This window comes from Afipia sp. GW822-FHT03D08, from assembly GCF_058801645.1.
This window is the reverse complement of the sequence record NZ_JBXANK010000001.1, coordinates 2,079,188-2,101,666: the sequence shown is the minus strand read 5'-3', so window position 1 is coordinate 2,101,666 and position 22,479 is coordinate 2,079,188. Positions and strand designations below refer to the sequence as shown.

The window sequence follows — 22,479 nt, the reverse complement described above, 5'->3', positions numbered from 1 at the left end:
ATGTCCGACAAAAAGCCCAAAAAGCCCCAGAAACTGCGCGCGCGCCTGCCGCGCGGCCTTGTGGATCGCACCCCCGCCGAAATCGCCGCCACGCGGCAGATGGTGGAGACAATCCGCGAGGTCTATGAGCGCTACGGGTTCGAGCCGGTGGAAACTCCGGCGATGGAATACACCGACGCGCTCGGCAAGTTCCTGCCCGATCAGGACCGGCCCAACGAGGGCGTGTTCTCGTTTCAGGACGATGATGAGCAGTGGATCTCGCTGCGCTACGACCTGACCGCGCCGCTGGCGCGCTATGTGGCAGAAAATTTCGACATGCTTCCGAAGCCCTATCGCTCCTATCGCAACGGCTATGTCTACCGCAACGAGAAGCCGGGCCCCGGCCGCTTCCGCCAGTTCATGCAGTTCGATGCCGATACGGTCGGAAGCGCTTCCCCTGCTGCCGACGCCGAGATGTGCATGATGGCGGCGGACACCATGGAGGCGCTCGGCATTCCGCGCGGCTCCTATGTGGTGAAGGTCAACAACCGCAAGGTGCTTGATGGCGTGATGGAAAGCATCGGGCTTGGCGGCGATGAGAATGGGGGCCGCAGGCTCACGGTTCTTCGCGCGATCGACAAGCTGGATAAGTTTCCGGTTGAGGAAGTCCGCAAGCTCCTCGGGACAGGGCGATGGGATGGTGGGGAAGAAGGTAAGGGCGATTTTACCAAAGGCGCGGAACTAGAGCCGCCGGCAATTGATCTGCTCGTCCACTTCATCGAATCGACAGCCGGACTATCGCGAACGAATACAACAGAGGCGGGCGCAGACGCTCAGTGGTTAGTAATCCACGCAATTCTGGGTGAGATTCGCGATCTTGCGGGGAAGGATGTAGACGGAAAGAGAAATGCGAGCGCCGAAGCCGGTTATGAAGAACTAACGACGATTGCAGAACTCGTGCACACAGCCGGTTATTCCGACCGCATCAAGATCGACCCTTCTGTCGTGCGCGGCCTCGAATATTACACCGGGCCTGTCTATGAAGTTGAACTGCTGCTCGATACCAAGGATGAGAAGGGCCGCCCGGTGCGCTTCGGCTCCGTCGGCGGCGGCGGGCGCTACGACGGGCTTGTGTCGCGCTTTCGCGGTGAGCCGGTTCCGGCGACCGGTTTCTCCATCGGCGTGTCGCGGTTGCAGGCGGCGCTGACGTTGCTCGGCAAGATCGACACCACGCCGGAGTTCGGTCCGGTGGTCGTGGTGGTGATGGACCGTAACGAGATCGCGCAGTATCAAAAGTTCGTCGCCACGTTGCGCAATGCGGGAATTCGCGCCGAACTCTATCTCGGCAATCCGAAGAACAATCTCGGCGTGCAGTTCAAATATGCCGACCGGCGCAACTCGCCTTGTGTCGTCATTCAGGGCGGCGACGAGAAGGCGAAGGGCGAGGTTCAGATCAAGGATCTGATTATCGGCGCTGAGCTCGCCGGAGACACCGGCAATCGCGACGATTATTTGCAGAAGCAGACGCAAGCGCAGATCGCCTGCAAGGAAAGCGAGCTTGTCGAAAAAGTGCGCGAAGTTCTCGCGCGCCACAATGTGCCTTGGGCCAACGAATAAAAAACAATAACGGTCAGGCATGCAGTTCGACACCAAGGTTGCCCTCGTCATCCGCTCCGATCTGGAAACCTGGCAGAAGCTGAATGTCGCGGCGTTCCTCGCCAGCGGCATCGCGGCGGCGTTTCCTGAATGTGTCGGCGAGCCTTACGGAGACAGGTCCGGCACGCGCTATCATGCGCTGATCGGTCAGCCGATCCTGATCTATGGCGCGGACCGGCCGGCGCTGTCGCGTGCGCTCGAACGAGCGCTGGCGCGCGATGTGAAGCCCGCCGTCTATACCGAGGACATGTTCAAGACCACGCATGACGAAGCCAACCGCGCCGCGGTGCAGGCGGTCATTCGCGCCGACCTCAATCTGGTCGGGCTGGCGTTCCGCGCCGAGCGCAAGGTGGTTGACAAGATCGTCGATGGATTGAAGTTTCACGCCTGACAATTTCTGTCGCAAAGAAAAAGGGAAACGAACATGCCAGAGGTAACCGTGAACATGGCCGCGGGCCGAACCGATGAACAGAAGAAGGGCATGATGCTCGACATCACCCAGGCTCTGGTGAAGAACCTCGGCGTGGATGCGGAGGCCGTGACGGTGCAGATCAACGAAGCGCCGTTGACCCACAAGATGAAGGGCGGCAAGACCTTCCTCGAGCGCAAGGCGGCAGCGAAGTAGCCCAAACATGAACGTGCTTGAAAAAGTCGCCGTCGGCATTACCGGCGAAACGGTCGTCACCGTGACGCATGACATGACGGTGCAGCATTTCCTCGCGACCATGCCGCCGGTCTACGCGACCCCGGTCATGATCCTGCACATGGAGGAGGCCTGCACCGCCTCCATCGCCGGCCTGCTGCCGGAAGGCTATGTCAGCGTCGGCATGGAGGTGAACGTCCGGCATCTGGCGGCGACGCCGGTCGGACGCACCGTGCGCGTGTCGTCGCGTGTCCGGCAGATCGATCCGAAGAGCGTCCTGTTCGACGTGGAAGCGTGGGACGGTTCCCGCAAGATCGGCGACGGCACCCATCGGCGCGGTGTGATCAATGTCGCGGCTTTCGAAAGGCGGTTCGGCGTCAACTGATCCGGCGCATGCGGCTCTCCGAATCTTGAGCATTTCTGATTGTTCTGAAGCCTTGAACGGGGCTAGGTTTCCGGCGGTTCGCCCCAACGGAGACGTCCGATGAGACTCGTATTGATTGCCGCCGCGGCTGTGATGCTGCTCGCCGGACAGGCCCATGCGCAGGGCAGGAGCCGCCCCGATACGAGCGGCGGAACTCAGGCCAAGGGCGAGGATCCGCAGAAGCGGATGGCGCGCGAAGAAGCCGCCGCCAAGGCCGCGATGAAGAACGTTCCGGATTCGAAAGAGAAGTACGATCCCTGGAAGATCGGGAAGTAACGAAATCCACACACCCTCGGTCGTCATCCCCGCGAAAGCGGGGATCCATAACCACCGAGCCATCCGATGAGACGCAGACGGCAGCGTCTCTTATAAAATTTGACGACAGGGAGTATGGGTCCCCGGTTTCGCGGGGACGACGTGTTTAGAGAAGGCCTGACGCAATCACTGCTTCGGCCGCATCGCCCTCATGTCCCTGATGTTCATCTTCATGCCGCCGGGCATCAGGATGTCGCCGGGCTTCTGATCCGCCTTGCAGGCGCCGATCCATTTCGCTTCGAGGACGTTGGTGGTCTCGGCCGGCATGCCCGCCGGACCGCCGCTGTTCTTCGATGTGGTCGTCACCGTGTAGGCCGAGTTGAAGTCGCCGTTGAACTCGGTGTGCGAGACGGACGTCATGTTGCCGATCTTGCAGGTCGAATCGACGACCAGGCCGGTCGCGGTTTTCGCCATCTCGTGCCGGGAGCACATCTCCTTGGCCATCGGGCCGAAGGTCGCCGCCATCTCTTTCTCGGTGGTGGCGTCGGTGCATTGCTGCATGGTCTGGGCGCCGGCCTTGTCCAGCTTCAGTTCCCAGAGCCCTGGCTTGCGGCTCGGCATTTCAACGGGGTCGGCCAGCGCCGGAAGAGCGGTGAGTCCGCCGCCCACAATCGCCAGTGCCATGACACGAAAGAGCGGAAGCACTCGCATCATGGGCGGTCTCCTGAACGGAGCTTAGTAGCCGACGCGCAGCGGCCGGCTGAGATGACCCGGATGGACCCAGACGCAGGAGAAGGAAATGTAGCCGCCGTACTGGGCATCGACGCCGGTCAGCTTCACCGACTTGCCGTAGCTGGCGCAGTGATTGAGGGCCATCGCCTTGACGTCCGCGCCTTCCTTGTAGAGCGAGTAGGCGATGATGCCGCCGGTGTCGTTGCCCTTGAAAGGCGGCACCGTGTCGATGTCGAACCAGGCGGCGCTGGCTTGTGCGCTCATGAGCGCTCCGAAGACCGTCGCCAGAATCGCCTTGCCTGTTATCCGCATCGTCGTCTCCCATGGAATCTCGTCCACACCATAAGGCGGCCGGGCTGTCATGGAAAGAATGCCCGTGCGGTTCGGCAGGGGTTGGCGGCCAAGTGTTGCCGCGCTGCACTTGACCGGCTGATGGCTTCGCGGCACCTTCCGGCACAACATCATCCCGGATTCCGGCGGACCGCTCCCATGCGCGACCTTTTCTCGACACTTCGCAAACTGACTGTTGCCCTGGCGCTTGGCACCGTAGCTGGCCTGATGACGCTCAGCCCGGCGGCGGAGGCTGCCAATGTGCTGGAGCGGAATTTCTGGCTCTCCGGCCCGCGTTACGACGGCGCCATGCGTCCCTGCAACGAGGTGCTCGGCACCATTACCCAGCAGTTCGCCGAAAAAGAGGGCAAGTTCTGGAATTCCGCCCTCGAAATCACCGGTTTTGCCAATGTTCATGAGGTTGCCTTCCGGGCCTGGGCGAATGACAGCATTCCACGCCGTTTCTGCACCGCCAGCGCCATGCTGAACGACGGCCGCGCGCGGCAGGTGCACTTCTCGGTCATCGAGGACGGCGGCTTCGCCGGATTCGACTCAGGTGTCGAATGGTGCGTGGTCGGCCTCGACCGCAACTGGGCTTACAACCCGTCCTGCAAGGCCGCGCGTCCGTAAGCCTCGCGAATCATCTGATCGCCAGTCGCCTCGTCCGCTCAGTGGACGGGGCGATTTTGTTCTTGAAATGTTCTTTTGGCCTGACTAGGCTTGAGCAGGGGTTATCCGCACATCCGATCTGCCCGGAGGATGCGGATATAGTTGGGGGGCGTTGCCATGTTCGGTTTCAGGTCCGGTTCGTCGGCTGCTGCTTTTTCATCTGGTTTTTGTCTTCGTTCGTATCGCTGGCTGATCGCTCCGCTGCTCGGCCTTGCGATGGCCGGCATGGCGGCGGGTTCGGCATCGGCGCAGGACAAGCGCCAGAACGCACCCGGCGAATTCGATTTCTATGTGCTGTCGCTGTCGTGGTCGCCGTCGTTCTGCCAGGCTGCGCACGAACGCGGCAATTCCGGACGTGCCATCCAGGCCCAGTGCGCCGGCCGTCCGTTTTCCTTCGTCGTGCACGGGCTGTGGCCGCAATACGATCGCGGCTTTCCGAACTACTGCCAGCGGCCCTCGCCGCGGCTGGATCGCAACGTCATGACCTCGATGCTCGACCTGATGCCGGCGCCGGGCCTGATCTACAACGAATGGGACAAGCACGGCACCTGTTCGGGGCTGGGCGCGCGCGCCTATTTCGAAACCATCCGCAAGGCCCGCGCGGCGGTGAAGATTCCCGCCGATTATCTCGAATTGTCTGACACCAAACTGGTGACGCCCGGCGAAATCGAGGACGCCTTCATCAAGGCCAATCCCGGTCTGTCGAGTTCGGCGATTGCCGTGCAGTGCGACAGCAAACGCCTCAGCGAAGTGCGCATCTGCATGAGCAAGGATTTGCAGTTCCGCGCCTGCGAGGAAATCGACCGCCGGTCCTGCCGCCGCGACAAGGTCGCGATGCCGCCCGTGCGCGGGGGATAGTTTCTGCCCCGTCACCCTGAGTTGCCAAAGCGTAGCGGAGGCCTCGAAGGGCGACCGCAGTAGTCATCCTTCGAGCGCAAGGGCTCGGACCTCAGGATGACGGATTCACTCACGCAACTCGTTACTTTCATCGCGCGATGTCGTAACTGTCGCGCCATGAACTACCGTCACGCATTCCACGCCGGAAACTTCGCCGATGTCATCAAGCACATCGTGCTGGCGCGCATCCTCACCTATCTGCACGAGAAGCCCGCCGCGTTTCGTGTGATCGACACCCATGCCGGCGCCGGGCTGTACGACCTGACGGGCAGCGAAGCCGAGCGCGGCGGCGAATGGCGCACGGGCATCGCGCGGCTGATGCAGGCGCGGTTGTCCGAACCGGTGATGGCGCTGGTCGCGCCCTATCTCGACATCGTCCGCGCGTTCAATCCGCAGCGCGATCTCACCGCCTATCCGGGATCGCCGCTGATCGCGCGCGCGCTGCTGCGGCCGCAGGACAGGCTGGTCGCCTGCGAACTGGAGCCCAATGCGCGCAAGCAACTGATCAGCGCATTGCGCCGTGACGAGCAGGCGCGCGTGGTCGATCTCGACGGCTGGACCGGGTTGCCGGCATTCGTGCCGCCGAACGAGCGGCGCGGGCTGGTGCTGATCGATCCGCCGTTCGAGAGCCGCGACGAGTTCAAGCGGCTGGCCGACGGCTTCAGCGCAGCTCACGCGAAATGGCCGACCGGCATCTACATGCTCTGGTATCCGGTGAAAGAACGCCGCGCCACCGACACACTGGCCGAACATGTGGCGCGCGTGGCGAACGCTGGAAGCAGTGACGCCAGATGCCTGCGTGTCGAATTCAGCGTCGCGCCGCAGACACCCGACTCCGGATTGGTGTCTGCTGGACTGTTGATCGTGAATCCGCCGTGGACTCTGGCCGGGGAATTGAAGGCAATTTTGCACGAACTCGAAAAGCCGTTGGGACTGGGCGGGGCTGGCCGCTTCCGGATCGAGGCCGTGCGGGCCTGATGCACTGCACGCGTGAGGTTGGCGCGTGCCTGGAATTTGTCTGCACGATTTACCCAAATGCGTCATGGCCAATTTGGCGGGAACCGTATTATGCTACAGTCGTGAAGGTCGGCTTTTACGTTCCGCGCCCGCGAATGGCCGCGGCGGAATGACGAGAGGCCCTCGGGTGTTTCCGGTTTTGGGAGGCGCCCTTCAAGGCCGCCGCTTTCCGGCAGTGAATGCCGGGCCTAGCCGGTGCGCGTTGCGCACCGGAGGTGCAATGCGGGGAGGGGTTTCCCGATGGCCATGATGGGTGTCGTCAAGTTTTTCAATGCCGAGCGTGGATACGGCTTCATCAAGCCGGATGACGGCGGACGCGATGTGTTCGTGCACATCACCGCAGTCGAGCGTGCGGGTCTGAAGGACCTGATCGAAGGACAGCGTATCACTTTTGAAGTCGAGCCCGATAAAAAGGGCAAGGGACCGAAGGCGGTCAATCTCGTGATTTCGCCCTGAGCATGTCGCAGGCGTCATGGCCGAAACAAAAATCCCGGGCGCAAGGCCCGGGATGATGGATCGCGGATTTGGTCCGGATCAGAAGCGGTAGTTGACGCCGACGCGGACGGTGCTGAACTGATAGCCGTTCGACATGCCCGTCATCAGGAAGTTCTTGTCGCTCAGATCGACATAGAGATATTCGACCTTAGCCGACCAGTTCTGGTTCAGCGCGAATTCAGCGCCCGCGCCGATGGTCCAGCCTGCCGAGGTGTTGGATTCCGAGAGGCCACCCGGCAACTGCGCCTTCAGCGCGCCGAACGCGAGACCGCCGGTGCCGTAGAGCAGGATGCTGTTGAAGGCGTAGCCCACGCGGCCGCGCACGGTGCCGAACCAGGGGTTCGAGAATTTCCACGGCGCGAACGTATCGTCGGCCGAGCTGAGTTGAAGATCGGCCTCGATGCCGGCGACCCACGCGCCGTTCTGCCAGTTGTAACCGGCCTGAAGTCCACCGAGGACGCCTGACGGCTTCGCGCCGTTGTTGGACACATCGCCCCAGCCGTAGCCGAGATTGCCGCCGATGTACGGTCCGATCCAGCTATTGGCGAGCGGCTGGGCGACCGTATAGGGCTGCGCATAGGGGCGGCGGCCATAGATGTCGGCGGCTTGCGCGGACGCGGTCACGCATGTTGCGGCGGCGATGATCGCGCCAAAAATTTTCTTGCTCATCTTAACTCTCCTCACGCGCGCGCCGGCGTGGCCGTTGTTGGGTCTTTCGAGGCATTGCGGATCCGTGTGGTTACGGAATTCCACCTTTTTTCTGCGTAAAATTTATCGAGAGTTTTACGTTAAGCGGTCGTTAAGGCCGCCCGCCACCGCATTCACATCCTTAAGAAAGTGTTACAAGCGGGGCAGTGCCGCCGCCGAATCCGGTTCCCTGATGCGGCCGTGCCTGCTGGATGAAATCGCTCCTCGTTCCTAAATTCTGATCATGATTCACGACACCTCCGACCCGACGCAGCCGCCGGATCAACCGGGGCCGGACGCGCCTCCGCAGGAGCCTTCCGCGCGGAACCTGCGCGGACAGGATCTGGACCCGGCCTCGATTCCCGCCGAGGAAGACGAGGAAGCGCGCCTGCCGGAACCGATCGACGATTCCGCGGACGTCGCCAGCGAAGGCACGCTCGCCATCGGCCGCGCGGCGATCGAGCGCGCGGTGAAACTCGCCCCGACCTCGCCCGGCGTCTACCGCATGCTCAACGCGGCCAACGACGTGCTCTATGTCGGCAAGGCCAAGAGCGTGAAGAAGCGGCTCGCATCCTATGCGCGGCCGACCGGTCAGGTGGCGCGCATTGCGCGCATGATCGCGATGACCGCCAATGTGGAAATGATCTCCACCGCGACCGAGACCGAAGCGCTGCTGCTGGAAGCCAATCTCATCAAGCAACTGCGCCCGCGCTTCAACGTGCAACTGCGCGACGACAAGTCTTTTCCCTATATCCTGATCACCGGCGATCACTGGGCGCCGCAGATCGTCAAGCATCGCGGCGCGCAGACCCGGCCCGGCCGTTACTTCGGCCCGTTCGCGTCGGTCGGTGCGGTCAACCGCACCATCACGGCGCTTCAGCGCGCATTTCTGGTGCGCTCGTGCACCGATTCATTTTTCGAGAGCCGGACGCGGCCCTGCCTGCTGTATCAGATCAAGCGCTGCTCGGGGCCCTGCACGGGCGAGATCGATTTTCCCGGCTACACCGAACTGGTGCGCGAGGCGAATGAGTTTCTCTCCGGCCGCTCGCGGCTGGTGAAGCAGGAACTCGCGGGCGAGATGGAGAAGGCCGCGCACGAACTCGAGTTCGAGCGTGCCGCGCTCTACCGGGATCGTCTTGCCGCGCTCTCCGCGATCCAGTCGCAGCAGGGCATCAACCCGCGCACGGTGGAAGAGGCGGACGTGTTCGCCATCCATCAGGAAGGCGGCTATTCGTGCGTTGAGGTGTTCTTCTTCCGCACCGGGCAGAACTGGGGCAACCGCGCCTATTTCCCACGCGCCGACAAGTCGATCGAGGCTGGCGAGGTGCTCGGCTCGTTCCTGGCGCAATTCTATGACGACAAGCCGCCGCCGAAGCTGATCCTGCTCTCGCATCGTGTCGACGATCAGGATCTGCTGGCGGAGGCGCTGAGCGTCAAGGCGGGGTCCAAGGTCGAGGTCTCGACGCCGCAGCGGGGCGAGAAGAAGGAGCTTGTCGCGCATGCGCTGACCAATGCGCGCGAGGCGCTCGGCCGCAAGCTCGCGGACACCGCGACCCAGACGCGGTTGCTCGAGGGCCTTTCGACGGCGCTCGGTCTGCCGCGCGTGCCGAAACGGATCGAGGTTTACGACAACAGCCACATCCAGGGCACCAACGCGGTCGGTGCGATGATTGTCGCGGGGCCGGAAGGCTTCCTGAAGAACCAGTACCGCAAGTTCAACATCAAGTCGGAAGGCTTAGCTCCGGGCGACGACTACGGCATGATGCGCGAGGTGCTGCAGCGCCGCTTCAAGCGCCTGATCAATGACGCAGCCGAAGGAAAAAAGCCGAGTGACGACGCCGTGCCGCAATGGCCCGATCTTGTGATCATCGACGGCGGCCAGGGCCAGCTCAATGCCGCGCGCGAAATTTTCACCGGACTGAACCTGACCGACGTTTCGCTGATCGCGGTGGCCAAGGGACCGGACCGCGACGCGGGGCGTGAAACCCTGTTCATGCCGGACCGTCCATCGATCAAGCTCGAGCCGCGCGATCCGGTACTGTACTTCATCCAGCGGCTGCGCGACGAGGCGCATCGCTTTGTCATCGGCTCGCACCGCAAGCTGCGCAAGAAGGACATCCGCGAAGCCGGATTGCAGGAAATTCCCGGCATCGGCCCGTCACGTAAACGTGCCCTGCTGCATCATTTCGGGACCCTGAAGGAAATCGAGCGGGCCTCGGTGGCCGATCTCGGCAAGGTTCCGGGCGTGAGCGCTGAAAGTGCACGTAAAATCTTCGATTTCTTCCATCCCGGCAGCGGCTGAACCTCCCGCCGTTGCCCGCATTTAGAGTTGGGCGAAATGCGCCCGCCGGGCTGTTGACGCGGCCACTTTCGCAGTATTGGTAAGGTCATGACCAGTGTCGTCGCCCCGAAGCCAGCAAAGCGCTCGCTGTCTTTGCCCAATATCCTGACTTACTCCCGGATCGCCGCCATCCCGGTGGTGATCGGCTGCATGTATGCGCAGTCCATCATGGGCGCGCCGCTGTGGCTGCGCTGGGTGGCGCTGTTCGTGTTTATCGCCGCGGGCGTCACCGATTTTCTCGACGGCTACTACGCGCGGATGTGGGACCAGCAGTCTTCGCTGGGCAAGATGCTCGACCCGATCGCCGACAAGCTGCTGGTAGCGTCTTGCCTCTTGATGCTGGCGGCGGACGAAACCATTCGCGGCTGGTCGCTGTGGGCGGCCATCGTGATCCTGTGCCGTGAGATTCTGGTGTCGGGTCTGCGCGAATATCTCGCCGTCATCCGGATCAGCGTACCTGTGTCACAATTGGCGAAGTGGAAGACCACGGTGCAACTCGTGGCCATCGGGTTTCTGATAGCAGGCGAGGCGGGCGAAATGATCCTGCCGCCGACCGTGCTGATCGGCATCACGCTGTTGTGGATTTCGGCCATTCTCACGATCTACACCGGATGGGATTACCTCCGCGCGGGTATCCATCATCTGACCGAGGAAGACCGGTGAAGGTTCTATATTTCGCATGGGTGCGCGAACGCGTCGGCAAGGCCGAGGAAACGCTGGAGCCGCCGGCGAGCGTGCGCACTGTTTCCGATCTGATGCAGTGGCTGGTGGCGCGCGGCGAGGAATATGCCAACGCTTTCGCTTCGCCGAAGACCATACGCGCCGCCATCGACCACACCCACGTGAAGCCTGACACCGCGATCGCCGGTGCTCGCGAGATCGCGTTTTTCCCGCCGATGACCGGCGGTTAACCTCCCCATGACGACGCCCGTCACAATCCGGATTCAGTCCGCCGATTTCGACATCGCCGCGGAAATCGCGGCACTGACCCGGGGCAACACCGACATCGGCGCGGTGGTGAGTTTCTCCGGCATCTGCCGCGGCGGTGAGGGCGCTCAGGCGATCGCCGCGATGACGCTGGAGCACTATCCCGGCATGGCGGAGGCCGAGATCGGACGGCATGTGTCCGAGGCGATTGCGCGCTGGCCGCTGACCGGCGTCACCGTGATCCATCGTTATGGCCGTGTCGTGCCCGGTGACAACATCGTGCTGGTGCTGACCGCGTCGGTGCATCGCGAGGCGGCGTTTCAGGCCGCGGAATTTCTGATGGATTATCTCAAGACCAATGCGCCGTTCTGGAAATCCGAGGAACGCGCGGACAGCAAGGTGTGGGTCGATGCGCAGGCTCATGACGACAATGCAGCAGCGCGGTGGAAGAAGTAATGGCGAAGAAAGCGAAAAAATCCCCGACAGCGAAGGCACCCGCGAAGAAGGCCTCCGCAAAGCGCGGCGCGGCGCGCACGGCAACGAAGAAGCTTTTGAAGCCAGCATCGCCGAAGGTGCTGCCCGGCGAACTGCTGACGCTGCTCGACCTGATGCGCTACGGTGTCAGCCGCTTTGTCGAGGCCGGACTGGTGTTCGCCCACGGCACCACCGATCCGGTGGCGGAAGCGGCGTTTATCGTGTGCGAGACGCTGCATCTGCATCCCGATCAGTTCGAGATGTTCGCGAATGCGCGGGTCACGTCGCATGAGGCCGCGAAGCTTCTTGCGCTGATCGACAAGCGCATCACCACGCGGAAGCCCTCGGCGTATCTCGTCAACAAGATCTACATGCGCGGTCTGCCGTTCTATGTCGACGAGCGGGTGATTGTGCCGCGCTCTTTCATCGGCGAACTGCTGGATTCGCATTTCGGCGGCGACCTTGAGGAAGAGGGCGGCTCGCTGATCGACGATCCGGGCAATATCACACGGGTGCTCGATCTGTGCACCGGTTCGGGGTGCCTTGCTATTCTGGCGTGTCAGAGTTTCCCCAATGCCACCGTCGATGCAGTGGACATTTCACCGGATGCGCTGGCGGTCGCTGCGCGCAATGTCGCCGATTACGGTCTTGAGGATCGGATTTCGCTTTACGAAGGCGATCTGTTCGACGCCATCGGCGATGCGCGCTACGACCTCATCATCACCAATCCGCCATACGTCGATGCCGAAGGCATGGCGGGCCTGCCGCGCGAATGCCTGCATGAACCGTCCATCGCGTTCGATGGCGGCGACGACGGCCTCGACCTCGTGCGCAGGATTCTGGACGAGGCGAAGGACCATCTGAATCCGGACGGCGGTCTGCTGTGCGAAATCGGCCGTGGCCGCGACCTGCTCGGCGATGCCTATCCCAACCTGCCGCTGCTGTGGCTCGACACCGAAGACTCTGACGGCGAGGTGTTCTGGATTCCGGCTGAGGCACTGTAATCGTTATTGTCATGCCCGGACTTGTTCCGGGCATCCACGTCTTTTGAAGTTGCTGTCTTGAAGACGTAGATGGCCGGGACGAGCCCGGCCATTACGATTTATTGTGCTCAATTCACGCGAGAGCGTCTGATTACTCCAGGCTTGCTACAGGACCTTTCTGATCCAGTTGTGCGGGTCGGCCGCGCGGCCGTACTGGATGTCCACCAGTTGCTTGCGCAGCCCCATCGCGACCGGGCCTGCAGCGCCGCCGTTGATGGTGAATTCGCCGCTCGTGGATCTCACCTTGCCGATCGGCGAGATCACCGCCGCGGTGCCGCAGGCAAAGGCTTCTTTCAGTTTCCCGCTCGCAGCATCGGCGCGCCACTGGTCGATCGTGTAGGGTTCCTCGCGCACGGTCTTGCCCGCCGCCTTTGCCAAAGCGATGATCGAGTCCCGCGTGATGCCGGGCAGGATCGTGCCGAGCGGCGGCGTCAGCAGCGAACCATCGTCGAACACGAAGAAGACGTTCATGCCGCCGAGTTCTTCGATATAGCGGCGCTCGATCGCATCGAGGAACACCACCTGATCGCAGCCGTTCTGCATCGCTTCGGCCTGCGCGCGCAGGCTCGCAGCGTAGTTGCCGCCGCATTTGACGGCGCCGGTGCCGCCGATCGCGGCGCGTGTGTAGTTCTCCGACACCCAGATCGACACCGGGGCCGGGCCGCCCTTGAAGTAGGAGCCGACCGGGGAGGCGATCACCGCGAAGACGTATTCCGCCGATGGTTTCACGCCGAGGAACACCTCGGTCGCGATCATGAAGGGCCGCAGATAGAGGCTGCCTTCGCCGCCAGGAATCCACTCGCGGTCCATGCGCACGAGTTGCTCCACGGCTTCGATGAACACATGCTCCGGCAGTGGAGCCATCGCCATCCGATCGGCCGAATCCCGGAAGCGCCGCGCATTGGCGTCGGGACGGAACAGGTTCACCCCGCCGTCGTCGCGCTTGTAGGCCTTGAGGCCCTCGAAGATTTCCTGGGCGTAGTGCAGGACTGCCGTGGCCGGATCGAGCAGGAAGCTCGCGCGGGATTCGACGCGAGCATCGTGCCACCCCTGCGCCTGCTTGTAGTGAACCACCGCCATGTGATCGGTGAAGACCCGGCCGAAGCCGAGATCCGCGAGCTTGGCGATGCGCTCCTGATCCGGCGTCGGAGTTGGCGTCGGCCGCGTTTCAAAATCGATGAGAACGGTGCCATCGATTTTCTCGAACGAAACTCCCGAAATGCCCATTGGGTCTTCTCCCGGCTTGAATTCAGTCCACGCGGCGGCGGGCTGGTCGATTTGAGGTCTGGCACCGGCCCGCCGGCCCGAGGGCCGGTTTCCGCTTTGGCGGAAGGCGCGAAGTCCAGTATGTTTGCCGAAATGCCGCTCGACAATCGCACGTAGAAAGAAATTGCGTCCTTGGACCCGTCGTCGCTGCATGTTCTGTGCGAACTTAAGGATCAAGGATAACCGACGAAACGAACTAATATTTCGTCGTCCTTGCGATTTTTGTAACATTGAGACCTATATACGTCAATATGGCTGACATAAAATTTATGAAGGCAGGAGCGCATTCGACTGACGCCGCCACCGGCCCCACGACGCCGGGGGCCACCCCTTTGCGCTGGGACATCATCGAACTGCTGTTCTTCGCCTACCGGGACTTTGTCGGAGACGCCGATCATGTTCTGGAGGAGTTCGGTTTCGGCCGGGCCCACCACCGCGTGGTCCATTTCGTGACCCGCTATCCGGGTCTGAAGGTGGCCGATCTGCTCGACGTGCTGCGGATCACCAAGCAGTCGCTCGGACGTGTCCTGAAGCAACTCCTCGACGAGGGCTATATCGTTCAGAAGGCTGGCGACAATGACCGGCGGCAGCGTCTTCTTTTCGCCACGGCGAAGGGCGAGGCCCTTGTAGCGAAACTGGCCGGATTGCAGACGGCGCGCATCACCCGCGCGCTCGACTCGATCGGGCCGGAGAACGCCGACAGCGTGCGGCGGTTTTTGCTGGGCATGATCGACCACACCGATCCCGACAAGGTGCTGGAGGAAATTCTCCGGAGCAGCCGCAAGACGGTGAAGGATTCAAGGTGACAGAAACCTCGATACGGGAGCGAGCAGGCCGCCAGATGGCCGACGATGCGCCGCATCTGCTGCTGGTCGATGACGACCGCCGTATCCGCGATCTGCTGTCGCGCTTTCTCTCCGGCGAAGGCTATCGCGTAACCACGGCCATGAGCGCCGCCGACGCGCGCGCCAAGCTGACCGGCCTGCATTTCGATCTCCTGATCCTGGACGTGATGATGCCGGGCGAAACCGGCTTCGATCTCGCGCGCTCGATCCGCACATCGTCGGCAGTGCCGATCATCATGCTCACCGCGCGGCATGAAGCCGAGAGCCGCATCGAAGGTTTGCAGATCGGGGCCGACGACTACGTGGCGAAGCCGTTCGAGCCGCGCGAGCTGGTGCTGCGCATCGCCAACATTCTCAAGCGCGCTGCGCCGGTGGTGGCGCCTGCGATCGAGTCCGTCGCGTTCGGGCCCTACGTCTATCATCTCGAGCGGGGCGAATTGCGCGACGGCGAGAAGATCATCCATCTCACCGACCGCGAACGCGACATGCTGCGTATTCTCAGCGCGACGCCGGGCGAGACCGTGCCGCGCGGCGCACTGACCGGCGGCGACGGCTCGGTCAACGAGCGCGCGGTGGACGTTCAGATCAACCGCCTGCGGCGCAAGATCGAGCGCGATCCGGCCAATCCGCTGTTCCTGCAGGCGGTGCGCGGCATCGGCTATCGTCTCGTGGCGTCGCCGTGACCGGACCGGGCGCATTGTTATGAGTACGCTCGACACAGGTCTCACGTTCATTCGTACCGCGTCGCGTCGCGTGTCACGCGCCAGCGAATGGCTGGGCCAATGGTTCAAGGAGCTGATGCCGAAGGGGCTATATGCCCGCGCCCTGCTCATCATCATCGTGCCGATGGTGATCCTCCAATCGGTGGTCGCCTTCGTGTTCATGGAGCGGCACTGGAACACGGTGACCCGCCGGCTGTCCGCCGCCGTGGTGCAGGACATCTCCGCGCTGATCGACGTTTACAGGTCCTATCCGCAGGACAAGGACCGCACCCAGATCAAGCGCATCGCGCAGCAGCGGCTTGGCCTTGTGGTGGACTTCCTGCCGGTCAATGACATGCCGGCGCCGGGGCCGAAGCCGTTCTTCTCGCTGCTGGATCAAACGTTGTCGGTGCAGCTCAGCCGCCAGATCGCGCGCCCGTTCTGGATCGACACCGTCGGCCGCTCGTCGCTGGTGGAAATCCGCATCAAGCTCGACGACACGGTAATGCGAATTTTCGCCCAGCGCAGCGCGGCCTATGCGTCGAACTCGGAGATCTTCATCTTCTGGATGGTGGGCACGTCATCGATCCTGCTGATCGTGGCGGTGCTGTTCCTGCGCAACCAGATCAAGCCGATCCTGCGGCTGGCGGATGCCGCGGAGAGTTTCGGCAAGGGCCGCGAGGTGCCGGATTTCCGTCCGCGCGGCGCGCGCGAGGTTCGCCGCGCAGCGCTCGCTTTCATGGAAATGAAATCCCGCGTCGAGCGCAGCATCGAGCAGCGCACCGCGATGCTGGCCGGCGTTAGCCACGATCTGCGCACCATCCTGACCCGCTTCAAGCTTGAGATGGCGCTGATCGGCGACAGCCCGGAAGTCGAGGGCATGCGCAAGGACGTCGATGAGATGAGCGGCATGCTGGAGGCGTATCTGGCCTTCGCGCGCGGCGACAGCGGCGAGCAGGCGCAGCCGACCGACATGGAGCAGGCGCTCGAAGAATTGCGCAGCGACGCCGAGCGCCATGGTCACGCGGCGACGGTTGTGTTCCACGGCATGCCGGTGGTGATCGTGAAGCCCGCGGCCTTCAAGCGCTGTATCGCGAACCTGGTGTCGAATGCAGGGCGTCACGCCAATGCCATTGCGATCACCGGCCATCGCGATCATCGCTATCTGACGGTGACGGTGGATGACGACGGTCCGGGCATTCCGGTCGAGATGCGGGAGGAAGTTTTCAAGCCGTTCCTGCGGCTCGACGATGCGCGCAATCAGGACGAGGGCGGCACGGGCCTCGGTCTTGCGATTGCCCGCGACATCGCGCGCTCCCATGGCGGCGACATCACGCTCGGCGACAGCCCGATGGGCGGTCTGCGGGCGACGGTGCGCGTGCCGGTCTGATTACTTCGCCAGTTCCTTTGAGCGCTTCGTCGCAGCCGCAATCGCTTTCGTCAGCAGCGGCTGAAAGCCGTTCGCGCCCATCAGCACTTCCAGTGCGGCTGCCGTGGTGCCCCCCGGCGAGGTGACGTTCTTGCGCAGGGTCGCGCTGTCGAGATCCGACAGGCGGAGCAGTTCGCCGGAGCCTGAGACGGTTGCCCGCGCCAGCGTTGTCGCCAGTGCTTCGGGCAATCCGGCGGCGACGCCGGCGCGTGCGAGTTCTTCGGCAAGCAGGAACACATACGCCGGACCCGAGCCGGATACGGCGGTCACCGCATCCATCAGCGCTTCGTCGTCGACCCATTCGACGCCGCCGGTGGCGCGCAGCAACGCATCGGCGATAGCGCGCTGATCCGGCGCAACGCCGTCCGCCGGCACCGCGACTGTGATGCCGCGTCCGATCGCGGCCGGTGTGTTGGGCATGGCGCGGATCACCTTGCCGCCGCAAACCTCGGTGAGGGCCGCGATGGTGGTTCCCGCCATGATCGAGACCACGAGGGTCGATGAGCCCACCAGCGGCTTCAACTGCGGTCCGGCCTCGCGAAACATCTGCGGTTTCACCGCGAGTACAAGCACTTCAGCGGTGCCGATGTCCTTCGTCTCGGGATTCAGCCGCACGCCGCGCGCGACGAAATCGCGGGTGTCGTCCGACGGGAATGGCTCGATGATGGTCACGCGTCTGGCGTCGAGTCCTCCGTCCAGCCAGCCGGACAGCATCGCGCCGCCCATCTTGCCCGCACCCGCGAGCACGAGTGAGCCTGTGAAGTTTTTCAGCGCGTCGGAGGAAGTTGATGTTGCCATGACTCAATCCACTCGGGCCGTCCCCGCGAAAGCGGGGACCCATAACCACAGAGTTCTATTGAATGAGCGGGGGCGCAACAAGCTGTCGCAGCGTGCGCGGATCGAAAGATAGGTCCCCGCTTTCGCGGGGACGACATCTCGGGTGTGTTGCGCGCCCTGGATGAAGTGAAGCCTTACGCCTCGCCTGCGGTATCGAACATCGCGGCGCTCATGGCCTCCGCGGCGGTCTTGCCGGCCCAGACCACGAATTGCAGCGCCGGATAGTAGCGCTCGCAGGCATGCAGCGCCCCTTCGAGCATCAGTTCGCACTGCGCGGGCGTGGCGGTCATGCCGCCCGGCAGGATCAGCGCCTGCCGGTACATGATCGATCCGGTGGTGAGCCAGACATCGAAATGGCCGATCCACAATTGCTCGTTGATCGCGGCGATCAGGCGCTGCACTTCGCTGCGCCGCGCCTCGGGAATTTTCATATCGAATGTGCAGGCCAGATGCAGCGCGTCGATGTCGCCCATCCAGGTGAAGGACAACTGGTAGTCGGTCCACTGTCCCTGCGTGAGGATGGTGATTTCGTCGTGACCCGAGCGTTCGAACGACCAGTCGTTGGAGGATGCGATCTCCTCGACGACCGAAAGCGGGCTGCTTTGCGAATCCGTTATGATGTCCAGATGGGACATGCTGCCTTCACCCTCTGCTGGTGTGGGATGTGAAACGCCTGAACGAAACGCAAAGAACGAGCGAGAACTGTCGCTGCAAGTTCTCCGTTTACGATCATGACGACCCGGCTTTCGGATCGTGCGCCGCAACGGCAACCTTGTGACAAGATTGATCGGTGATTTGCGCAAGACGCGCAACGCCGCCACGAATCCCGTCCACAGGCAAAGGGTTAATTTCCTGTCTCTTCAACAGGTAAGCGTGACATGCGGTGATGAAATGCATCGTCGCGCCAATTCATGAGTCCGCGCATGAACTTACGCGCGGCTGACTCGTGTTTCAAATCCGACGGGTGTGAGAACAAAACGGAATCGGATTCGCGCGGCACGAGTCGCGCAGACTCATTGCGCGTGCAGGGCGAGAAAAAATATTTTTGAAAATGGGCCGTTCAGTCGAACAGGCTCGACACCGACTCTTCGGATGCGGTGCGGCCGATGGCTTCGGCGATCAGGGTGGCGACCGAGAGCACGCGGATGTTCGGAGCCTTACGCACCGCTTCAGTGGGCTGGATCGAGTCGGTGATCACCAGTTCCTTGAGCCGGGATGAGGTGACGCGCGCGACCGCACCTCCCGACAGAACGCCATGGGTGAGATAGGCCGAGACTTCCTTGGCGCCGTATTTGAGCAACGCGTCGGCGGCATTCACCAGCGTGCCGCCGGAATCGACGATGTCGTCGATCAGGATACAGTTGTAGCCGGCGACATCGCCGATCACGTTCATGACTTCGGATTCGCCGGCGCGTTCGCGGCGCTTGTCGACGATGGCCAGCGGCGCGTTGATCCGCTTGGCGAGGCCGCGTGCGCGTGCCACGCCGCCGACGTCCGGCGACACGACCATGACGTTGGCGAGGTCGAACTTCTCCTTGATGTCGCGCACCATCAGCGGCGAGGCATAAAGGTTGTCGGTCGGGATATCGAAGAAGCCCTGGATCTGGCCGGCATGGAGATCGAGCGTCATGACCCGGTCCGCACCGGCATGGGTGATCATGTTGGCCACCAGCTTGGCCGAAATCGGGGTGCGGCCGCCGGCTTTGCGGTCCTGCCGCGCGTAGCCGAAATAAGGGATCACGGCGGTGATGCGGCGCGCGGAAGCGCGGCGCAGCGCATCTGTGATGATGAGCAATTCCATCAGGTGGTCGTTGGTCGGAAACGACGTCGACTGGATAATGAAGACGTCGGAGCCGCGGACGTTTTCCTGAATCTCGACGAAGATTTCCATGTCGGCGAAGCGGCGCACGCTGGCCTTGGTCAGCGGCACGCCCAGCACGGAGGAAATCTCGGCAGCCAATTCGGGGTTCGAATTGCCGGCTACCAGCTTGATGGAGCCATTCTTCGCTGAAATTGCAGCCTCTCCTCGCGATGTGGGGGAAACGCTTTTCAACATATCGCTGCCTATGAAACGGAACCGGAGCCTGACGTCTTCGCAGGCGCGCGTGATAACAAGGAGATGACGAGGCTGGCAATACAAAGCCTCGGTTTTTCCTGCAAAAACCGGCTCAGAACTGCGTCCGCATCCCTAATGGGCGCTGAACGCCAGCGTCTGCATTCGTCCGGGGCCTGATTCAGGCCGATTCTCGTCGGTCTGCGCGATGGCAGGACCGGAGGTTCGGGGCGCGGCCGGGGCAGGGTCCTGCGCCGGGGCGGTCCCGCTGATCAACCCATTGAGGCCGTTCAGGCCGGCGAGCGCGATTCGGCGCATCAACTGGTCATCTGCCATGGCCCAGGCGTCGCGGCCGCCCTTGCCGGCGGGTTCCTCGCCGCTGAGGCGGACGGCGCGTTCCTGATCCCGGTCGTAGACATCCCAGACCCAGGCGATGGTGGTCCTCCCGCGCCGGACCTGCGCAGACAGATAGCTGCGGACCCGGTAGGAGGCCTGCGCTTCGCGGGACACGATGGTGAAGCTGCGGGCGGTGGATTCGGTTTCGAGGGCTCGAACCAGCCGGTCGAAAACCTGCGGCGGCGGGCCGTCCACGGATTCAAAGGCGACGGTGGGGCCGAACGACGAGGTGGTGGCAACCGGGCCCGAGCCGTTGGTGGTGCAGGCGGCAGTCAGGCTCAGCAGGACCAGCAACAGGGGCGCCCGCGCAACCCGCAGCGCTGCCCAAGTGATTGTTCGCCCGGTGAAATCCATGCCCGCCCCGATGTCTCGCCGGCGGGTTTTGCCCTGCCCGGCGAGGTTCGGTCCAGCGATATCGTTAATGAGCGTTAACGTCTAGGGCAGGCTGCGGGCAGGGTTTGCAAGCGGCGACCAGGGCCGCCGGTATTTGAGCCAAATCCGAGCTTTTAGCCGTCCAGCACGATGGCGTGGATGTTGCGGCCGTAGTCCGGTTCCTTGCGGTGCGTGGTGCGGCGGTAGCTGAAGAAGCGCTCGTCCGCATAGGTGTCGATGCCGACATCGTCGATCATCAGGATGCCCGCACGCTCCAGCCGCTGGCGGATATAGCCGGCGAGATCGAACATCGCGTGGCCAGCGCGTGTTGACGGCACGAAGAAGCGCGCGTTGTCGGGCGCGCCTTCTGAAAAGCGTGCAACGAATTCCGCACCGACCTCGTAGCTCTGCTGCCGGATCAGCGGGCCGATCGCGGCGATGATGTTTGCGCGCGATGCGCCGAGGCCTTCCATCGCGGCAATCGTATTTTCAAGCACGCCGCCGATGGCGCCCTTCCAGCCGGAATGCGCGGCGCCGATCACGCGTGTCTGCGGATCGACAAAGAGAATAGGTCCGCAGTCGGCGGCGGTGACGCCGAGCGCCAGTCCCGGCACTTTCGTCACCATCGCATCGGCGTGCGGGCGCGATGCCGTGTCCCACGGCGTGGTGGCGACCGCGACATCCGGCGAGTGAATCTGGAATACGGTGAGGAATTGCGGCGGCGCGACGCCGAGATGCTCGGCCATGCGCCGGCGGTTTTCGATGACATGCGCCGGATCGTCATGCGAGCCGATGCCGCCGTTGAGGCTCTCATAGATGCCTGCCGAGACGCCGCCCTCGCGCGAAAAGAATGCGTGGCGCAGACCCGGCACAGCCGACAACAGCGACGACGTAAATGTCATGATTTCGTGTCCTGCTCGGACAGCGCTGCGAGCGTTGCGATGGCGGGGTGCGAAATGCCGAGCACCTTGAACAGCGAGCCCATTCCTTCCGGGCTCGGGCCGGTGAGGCGGGCCAATCCTGCGGTAATCAGCTTCTGGCCGTCTTCGGTCGCATTCTTCATCAACGCCTGCGCGCGGGTCTCGATGCCCAGGCTCTTGAGGAATACGCCTTGCTCGACCGGGCCGTGGGCGCGCGCGCCGACATCCTCGGCGGCACGGGCGAGCGCCTGAAAATCCACATGTGCGGTGAGGTCCGCAAGGCCGGCGTTGCGCAGCGGGTTGGTGTAGTTGTGCCGCGCGACTGCCTGGAAGGTATCGCCCGCATCGCTGCGCAGATGGCCGTAGTCCATGATCAGCGCCGCGCCGCCCTGATCGCGGAGCCGGCGCGCGATGGTCATGATCTCGTTGTCGGGCCGCCATTCGAAGATCGCGCCATTGGGCGCGGCACGCACCAGCGGAGGCAGCAGCACCTCGAAGCGCGGGATCGGGTCCTTGGCGATGCCGTAGGCGAGAACGTCGTCATCGATCTCGATAACGCGCTCGTGCCATCCGGTTTCCTGTTTGACCGCCTGATGGATCGGCAGCGCATCGAAGAACTCGTTGGCCAGAATGATCGCGGGTCCGTCCGGGATGTCCTCGATCCGGTCGTACCACTCGACATAAGCTGCATCGGCAAGCTTCTCGCGCTGCTTGTCGCGCAGCCGCTCGCTGGCCTCGACCAGATGCACGGTGATCGCATCATGGAACGCCGGCAGAATCCGCACCGCGCGCAGCGCGTCCGCCATCATGGTGCCGCGGCCGGGTCCGAGTTCGATGAACTTGACCTCCTGCGGCATGCCCATCGCATTCCACACCGACGCCGCCCACAGTCCGACCAGTTCCCCGAACATCTGGCTGACTTCGGGGGCGGTGATGAAATCGCCGTCGCGGCCGAGCGGATCGCGCTTGAGGTAATAGCCGTATTCCGGATGCGTCAGGCAAATCTGCATGTACCGCGACACCGGCATCGGGCCGTTCGCGGCGATCTGCTTTCTGATCAGGGTTTCAAGCGGCGAATAATCGGACACGGC

General features: G+C 63.1%; 28 protein-coding genes. 17 read left to right on the top strand and 11 right to left on the bottom strand.

Annotated features, from left to right (window positions below):
- The 5 genes from hisS to AC1RM7_RS10395 all read left to right on the top strand — a co-directional run bounded on the left by hisS (position 1) and on the right by AC1RM7_RS10395 (position 2,978).
- The gene (gene hisS, locus AC1RM7_RS10415) at positions 1-1,596 is read left to right on the top strand and encodes a histidine--tRNA ligase (protein ID WP_024919969.1); all 1,596 of its coding nucleotides are present in this window, start codon (positions 1-3) and stop codon (positions 1,594-1,596) included.
- Between the two features lie 19 nt (positions 1,597-1,615).
- Complete coding sequence (locus AC1RM7_RS10410; protein ID WP_024919970.1) at positions 1,616-2,026, top strand: DUF2000 family protein; 411 nt, start codon at positions 1,616-1,618, stop codon at positions 2,024-2,026.
- Positions 2,027-2,032: 6 nt separating this feature from the next.
- The gene (locus AC1RM7_RS10405) at positions 2,033-2,260 is read left to right on the top strand and encodes a tautomerase family protein (RefSeq protein ID WP_275451135.1); all 228 of its coding nucleotides are present in this window, start codon (positions 2,033-2,035) and stop codon (positions 2,258-2,260) included.
- Between the two features lie 7 nt (positions 2,261-2,267).
- Complete coding sequence (locus AC1RM7_RS10400; RefSeq protein ID WP_024919971.1) at positions 2,268-2,663, top strand: thioesterase family protein; 396 nt, start codon at positions 2,268-2,270, stop codon at positions 2,661-2,663.
- A 99-nt stretch (positions 2,664-2,762) separates the two neighbouring features.
- Complete coding sequence (locus tag AC1RM7_RS10395) at positions 2,763-2,978, top strand: hypothetical protein (protein ID WP_006022032.1); 216 nt, start codon at positions 2,763-2,765, stop codon at positions 2,976-2,978.
- 165 nt (positions 2,979-3,143) lie between these two features.
- On the opposite strand, the gene AC1RM7_RS10390 is transcribed toward AC1RM7_RS10395, so the two are convergent.
- Positions 3,144-3,671: a DUF3617 domain-containing protein gene (locus tag AC1RM7_RS10390; RefSeq protein WP_024919972.1), complete on the bottom strand. Its 528-nt coding sequence runs from the start codon at positions 3,669-3,671 to the stop codon at positions 3,144-3,146.
- A 21-nt stretch (positions 3,672-3,692) separates the two neighbouring features.
- Complete coding sequence (locus tag AC1RM7_RS10385) at positions 3,693-4,001, bottom strand: hypothetical protein (RefSeq protein ID WP_006022030.1); 309 nt, start codon at positions 3,999-4,001, stop codon at positions 3,693-3,695.
- A gap of 177 nt (positions 4,002-4,178) precedes the next feature.
- Here AC1RM7_RS10385 and AC1RM7_RS10380 point away from each other — a divergent pair, with 177 nt between their 5' ends.
- The 4 genes from AC1RM7_RS10380 to AC1RM7_RS10365 all read left to right on the top strand — a co-directional run bounded on the left by AC1RM7_RS10380 (position 4,179) and on the right by AC1RM7_RS10365 (position 7,058).
- Positions 4,179-4,649, top strand: a complete 471-nt coding sequence (locus tag AC1RM7_RS10380) for a hypothetical protein (protein WP_006022029.1) — start codon at positions 4,179-4,181, stop codon at positions 4,647-4,649.
- 156 nt (positions 4,650-4,805) lie between these two features.
- Complete coding sequence (locus AC1RM7_RS10375; protein ID WP_024919973.1) at positions 4,806-5,546, top strand: ribonuclease T2 family protein; 741 nt, start codon at positions 4,806-4,808, stop codon at positions 5,544-5,546.
- A 156-nt stretch (positions 5,547-5,702) separates the two neighbouring features.
- Complete coding sequence (locus AC1RM7_RS10370; RefSeq protein ID WP_006022027.1) at positions 5,703-6,563, top strand: 23S rRNA (adenine(2030)-N(6))-methyltransferase RlmJ; 861 nt, start codon at positions 5,703-5,705, stop codon at positions 6,561-6,563.
- 279 nt (positions 6,564-6,842) lie between these two features.
- The gene (locus AC1RM7_RS10365) at positions 6,843-7,058 is read left to right on the top strand and encodes a cold-shock protein (RefSeq protein ID WP_006022026.1); all 216 of its coding nucleotides are present in this window, start codon (positions 6,843-6,845) and stop codon (positions 7,056-7,058) included.
- A gap of 78 nt (positions 7,059-7,136) precedes the next feature.
- Here the strand turns inward: AC1RM7_RS10365 and AC1RM7_RS10360 are convergent, their stop codons facing one another.
- A complete protein-coding gene (locus AC1RM7_RS10360) occupies positions 7,137-7,766 on the bottom strand; it encodes an outer membrane protein (protein ID WP_006022025.1) in 630 nt (209 codons plus the stop codon).
- A 262-nt stretch (positions 7,767-8,028) separates the two neighbouring features.
- On the opposite strand from AC1RM7_RS10360, the gene uvrC reads away from it, so the two are divergent.
- The 5 genes from uvrC (at position 8,029) to prmB (ending at position 12,530) form a co-directional block, all read left to right on the top strand.
- Positions 8,029-10,086 carry an excinuclease ABC subunit UvrC gene (gene uvrC, locus AC1RM7_RS10355; RefSeq protein ID WP_024919974.1) on the top strand — a complete coding sequence of 686 codons (2,058 nt, stop codon included), beginning with the start codon at positions 8,029-8,031 and terminating at the stop codon, positions 10,084-10,086.
- Between the two features lie 87 nt (positions 10,087-10,173).
- On the top strand, positions 10,174-10,788 hold the full coding sequence (gene pgsA, locus AC1RM7_RS10350) for a CDP-diacylglycerol--glycerol-3-phosphate 3-phosphatidyltransferase (RefSeq protein ID WP_006022023.1): 615 nt from the start codon (positions 10,174-10,176) through the stop codon (positions 10,786-10,788).
- Positions 10,785-11,036 carry a molybdopterin converting factor subunit 1 gene (gene moaD / locus AC1RM7_RS10345; RefSeq protein ID WP_006022022.1) on the top strand — a complete coding sequence of 84 codons (252 nt, stop codon included), beginning with the start codon at positions 10,785-10,787 and terminating at the stop codon, positions 11,034-11,036. Before pgsA ends, moaD begins: the two co-directional genes overlap by 4 nt.
- Positions 11,037-11,043: 7 nt before the next feature.
- Complete coding sequence (locus tag AC1RM7_RS10340; protein WP_024919975.1) at positions 11,044-11,508, top strand: molybdenum cofactor biosynthesis protein MoaE; 465 nt, start codon at positions 11,044-11,046, stop codon at positions 11,506-11,508.
- Complete coding sequence (gene prmB / locus AC1RM7_RS10335) at positions 11,508-12,530, top strand: 50S ribosomal protein L3 N(5)-glutamine methyltransferase (protein WP_024919976.1); 1,023 nt, start codon at positions 11,508-11,510, stop codon at positions 12,528-12,530. Before AC1RM7_RS10340 ends, prmB begins: the two co-directional genes overlap by 1 nt.
- A gap of 144 nt (positions 12,531-12,674) precedes the next feature.
- Here prmB and AC1RM7_RS10330 read toward each other — a convergent pair whose 3' ends face one another.
- The gene (locus tag AC1RM7_RS10330; RefSeq protein WP_006022018.1) at positions 12,675-13,796 is read right to left on the bottom strand and encodes a branched-chain amino acid aminotransferase; all 1,122 of its coding nucleotides are present in this window, start codon (positions 13,794-13,796) and stop codon (positions 12,675-12,677) included.
- A gap of 308 nt (positions 13,797-14,104) precedes the next feature.
- Between AC1RM7_RS10330 and AC1RM7_RS10325 the strand changes: the two genes are divergently transcribed.
- From AC1RM7_RS10325 to AC1RM7_RS10315, 3 genes are read left to right on the top strand one after another with little or no spacing between them, the layout of a single operon-like run.
- Positions 14,105-14,641, top strand: coding sequence for a MarR family winged helix-turn-helix transcriptional regulator (locus AC1RM7_RS10325; protein WP_024919977.1), 537 nt, complete (start codon positions 14,105-14,107; stop codon positions 14,639-14,641).
- 35 nt (positions 14,642-14,676) lie between these two features.
- Positions 14,677-15,363: a response regulator gene (locus tag AC1RM7_RS10320; protein ID WP_006022015.1), complete on the top strand. Its 687-nt coding sequence runs from the start codon at positions 14,677-14,679 to the stop codon at positions 15,361-15,363.
- A 19-nt stretch (positions 15,364-15,382) separates the two neighbouring features.
- On the top strand, positions 15,383-16,771 hold the full coding sequence (locus tag AC1RM7_RS10315; RefSeq protein WP_006022014.1) for an ATP-binding protein: 1,389 nt from the start codon (positions 15,383-15,385) through the stop codon (positions 16,769-16,771).
- Here the strand turns inward: AC1RM7_RS10315 and proC are convergent, their stop codons facing one another.
- The 7 genes from proC to AC1RM7_RS10280 all read right to left on the bottom strand — a co-directional run bounded on the left by proC (position 16,772) and on the right by AC1RM7_RS10280 (position 22,476).
- Entirely contained in the window at positions 16,772-17,608 is an 837-nt protein-coding gene (proC, locus tag AC1RM7_RS10310) for a pyrroline-5-carboxylate reductase (protein ID WP_024919979.1), read from the bottom strand.
- A 173-nt stretch (positions 17,609-17,781) separates the two neighbouring features.
- The gene (locus AC1RM7_RS10305; protein ID WP_024919980.1) at positions 17,782-18,282 is read right to left on the bottom strand and encodes a type III secretion system chaperone family protein; all 501 of its coding nucleotides are present in this window, start codon (positions 18,280-18,282) and stop codon (positions 17,782-17,784) included.
- A gap of 94 nt (positions 18,283-18,376) precedes the next feature.
- Positions 18,377-18,544 carry a hypothetical protein gene (locus tag AC1RM7_RS10300; protein ID WP_492943887.1) on the bottom strand — a complete coding sequence of 56 codons (168 nt, stop codon included), beginning with the start codon at positions 18,542-18,544 and terminating at the stop codon, positions 18,377-18,379.
- A gap of 163 nt (positions 18,545-18,707) precedes the next feature.
- A complete protein-coding gene (locus tag AC1RM7_RS10295; protein ID WP_024919981.1) occupies positions 18,708-19,661 on the bottom strand; it encodes a ribose-phosphate pyrophosphokinase in 954 nt (317 codons plus the stop codon).
- A gap of 174 nt (positions 19,662-19,835) precedes the next feature.
- Positions 19,836-20,450: a hypothetical protein gene (locus AC1RM7_RS10290; protein ID WP_492837877.1), complete on the bottom strand. Its 615-nt coding sequence runs from the start codon at positions 20,448-20,450 to the stop codon at positions 19,836-19,838.
- 152 nt (positions 20,451-20,602) lie between these two features.
- On the bottom strand, positions 20,603-21,370 hold the full coding sequence (pgeF, locus tag AC1RM7_RS10285) for a peptidoglycan editing factor PgeF (RefSeq protein WP_024919983.1): 768 nt from the start codon (positions 21,368-21,370) through the stop codon (positions 20,603-20,605).
- Positions 21,367-22,476: a class I SAM-dependent methyltransferase gene (locus AC1RM7_RS10280; RefSeq protein WP_024919984.1), complete on the bottom strand. Its 1,110-nt coding sequence runs from the start codon at positions 22,474-22,476 to the stop codon at positions 21,367-21,369. Before AC1RM7_RS10280 ends, pgeF begins: the two co-directional genes overlap by 4 nt.
- Positions 22,477-22,479: the final 3 nt, after the last annotated feature.

Bases quoted from the DNA above. Each gene is read 5' to 3' on its own strand.
- AC1RM7_RS10400 (WP_024919971.1), top strand. From the start codon at position 2,268: ATGAACGTGCTTGAAAAAGTCGCCGTCGGCATTACCGGCGAAACGGTC.
- uvrC (WP_024919974.1), top strand. From the start codon at position 8,029: ATGATTCACGACACCTCCGACCCGACGCAGCCGCCGGATCAACCGGGG.
- AC1RM7_RS10410 (WP_024919970.1), top strand. From the start codon at position 1,616: ATGCAGTTCGACACCAAGGTTGCCCTCGTCATCCGCTCCGATCTGGAA.
- AC1RM7_RS10305 (WP_024919980.1), bottom strand. From the start codon at position 18,282: ATGTCCCATCTGGACATCATAACGGATTCGCAAAGCAGCCCGCTTTCG.
- AC1RM7_RS10315 (WP_006022014.1), top strand. From the start codon at position 15,383: ATGAGTACGCTCGACACAGGTCTCACGTTCATTCGTACCGCGTCGCGT.
- prmB (WP_024919976.1), top strand. From the start codon at position 11,508: ATGGCGAAGAAAGCGAAAAAATCCCCGACAGCGAAGGCACCCGCGAAG.
- AC1RM7_RS10370 (WP_006022027.1), top strand. From the start codon at position 5,703: ATGAACTACCGTCACGCATTCCACGCCGGAAACTTCGCCGATGTCATC.
- AC1RM7_RS10330 (WP_006022018.1), bottom strand. From the start codon at position 13,796: ATGGGCATTTCGGGAGTTTCGTTCGAGAAAATCGATGGCACCGTTCTC.
- pgeF (WP_024919983.1), bottom strand. From the start codon at position 21,370: ATGACATTTACGTCGTCGCTGTTGTCGGCTGTGCCGGGTCTGCGCCAC.
- AC1RM7_RS10340 (WP_024919975.1), top strand. From the start codon at position 11,044: ATGACGACGCCCGTCACAATCCGGATTCAGTCCGCCGATTTCGACATC.
- AC1RM7_RS10375 (WP_024919973.1), top strand. From the start codon at position 4,806: ATGTTCGGTTTCAGGTCCGGTTCGTCGGCTGCTGCTTTTTCATCTGGT.
- AC1RM7_RS10390 (WP_024919972.1), bottom strand. From the start codon at position 3,671: ATGATGCGAGTGCTTCCGCTCTTTCGTGTCATGGCACTGGCGATTGTG.
- proC (WP_024919979.1), bottom strand. From the start codon at position 17,608: ATGGCAACATCAACTTCCTCCGACGCGCTGAAAAACTTCACAGGCTCA.
- AC1RM7_RS10385 (WP_006022030.1), bottom strand. From the start codon at position 4,001: ATGCGGATAACAGGCAAGGCGATTCTGGCGACGGTCTTCGGAGCGCTC.
- AC1RM7_RS10320 (WP_006022015.1), top strand. From the start codon at position 14,677: ATGGCCGACGATGCGCCGCATCTGCTGCTGGTCGATGACGACCGCCGT.
- AC1RM7_RS10300 (WP_492943887.1), bottom strand. From the start codon at position 18,544: ATGCATTTCATCACCGCATGTCACGCTTACCTGTTGAAGAGACAGGAA.
- AC1RM7_RS10290 (WP_492837877.1), bottom strand. From the start codon at position 20,450: ATGGATTTCACCGGGCGAACAATCACTTGGGCAGCGCTGCGGGTTGCG.
- AC1RM7_RS10380 (WP_006022029.1), top strand. From the start codon at position 4,179: ATGCGCGACCTTTTCTCGACACTTCGCAAACTGACTGTTGCCCTGGCG.
- hisS (WP_024919969.1), top strand. From the start codon at position 1: ATGTCCGACAAAAAGCCCAAAAAGCCCCAGAAACTGCGCGCGCGCCTG.
- pgsA (WP_006022023.1), top strand. From the start codon at position 10,174: ATGACCAGTGTCGTCGCCCCGAAGCCAGCAAAGCGCTCGCTGTCTTTG.
- AC1RM7_RS10365 (WP_006022026.1), top strand. From the start codon at position 6,843: ATGGCCATGATGGGTGTCGTCAAGTTTTTCAATGCCGAGCGTGGATAC.
- AC1RM7_RS10395 (WP_006022032.1), top strand. From the start codon at position 2,763: ATGAGACTCGTATTGATTGCCGCCGCGGCTGTGATGCTGCTCGCCGGA.
- AC1RM7_RS10325 (WP_024919977.1), top strand. From the start codon at position 14,105: ATGAAGGCAGGAGCGCATTCGACTGACGCCGCCACCGGCCCCACGACG.
- AC1RM7_RS10360 (WP_006022025.1), bottom strand. From the start codon at position 7,766: ATGAGCAAGAAAATTTTTGGCGCGATCATCGCCGCCGCAACATGCGTG.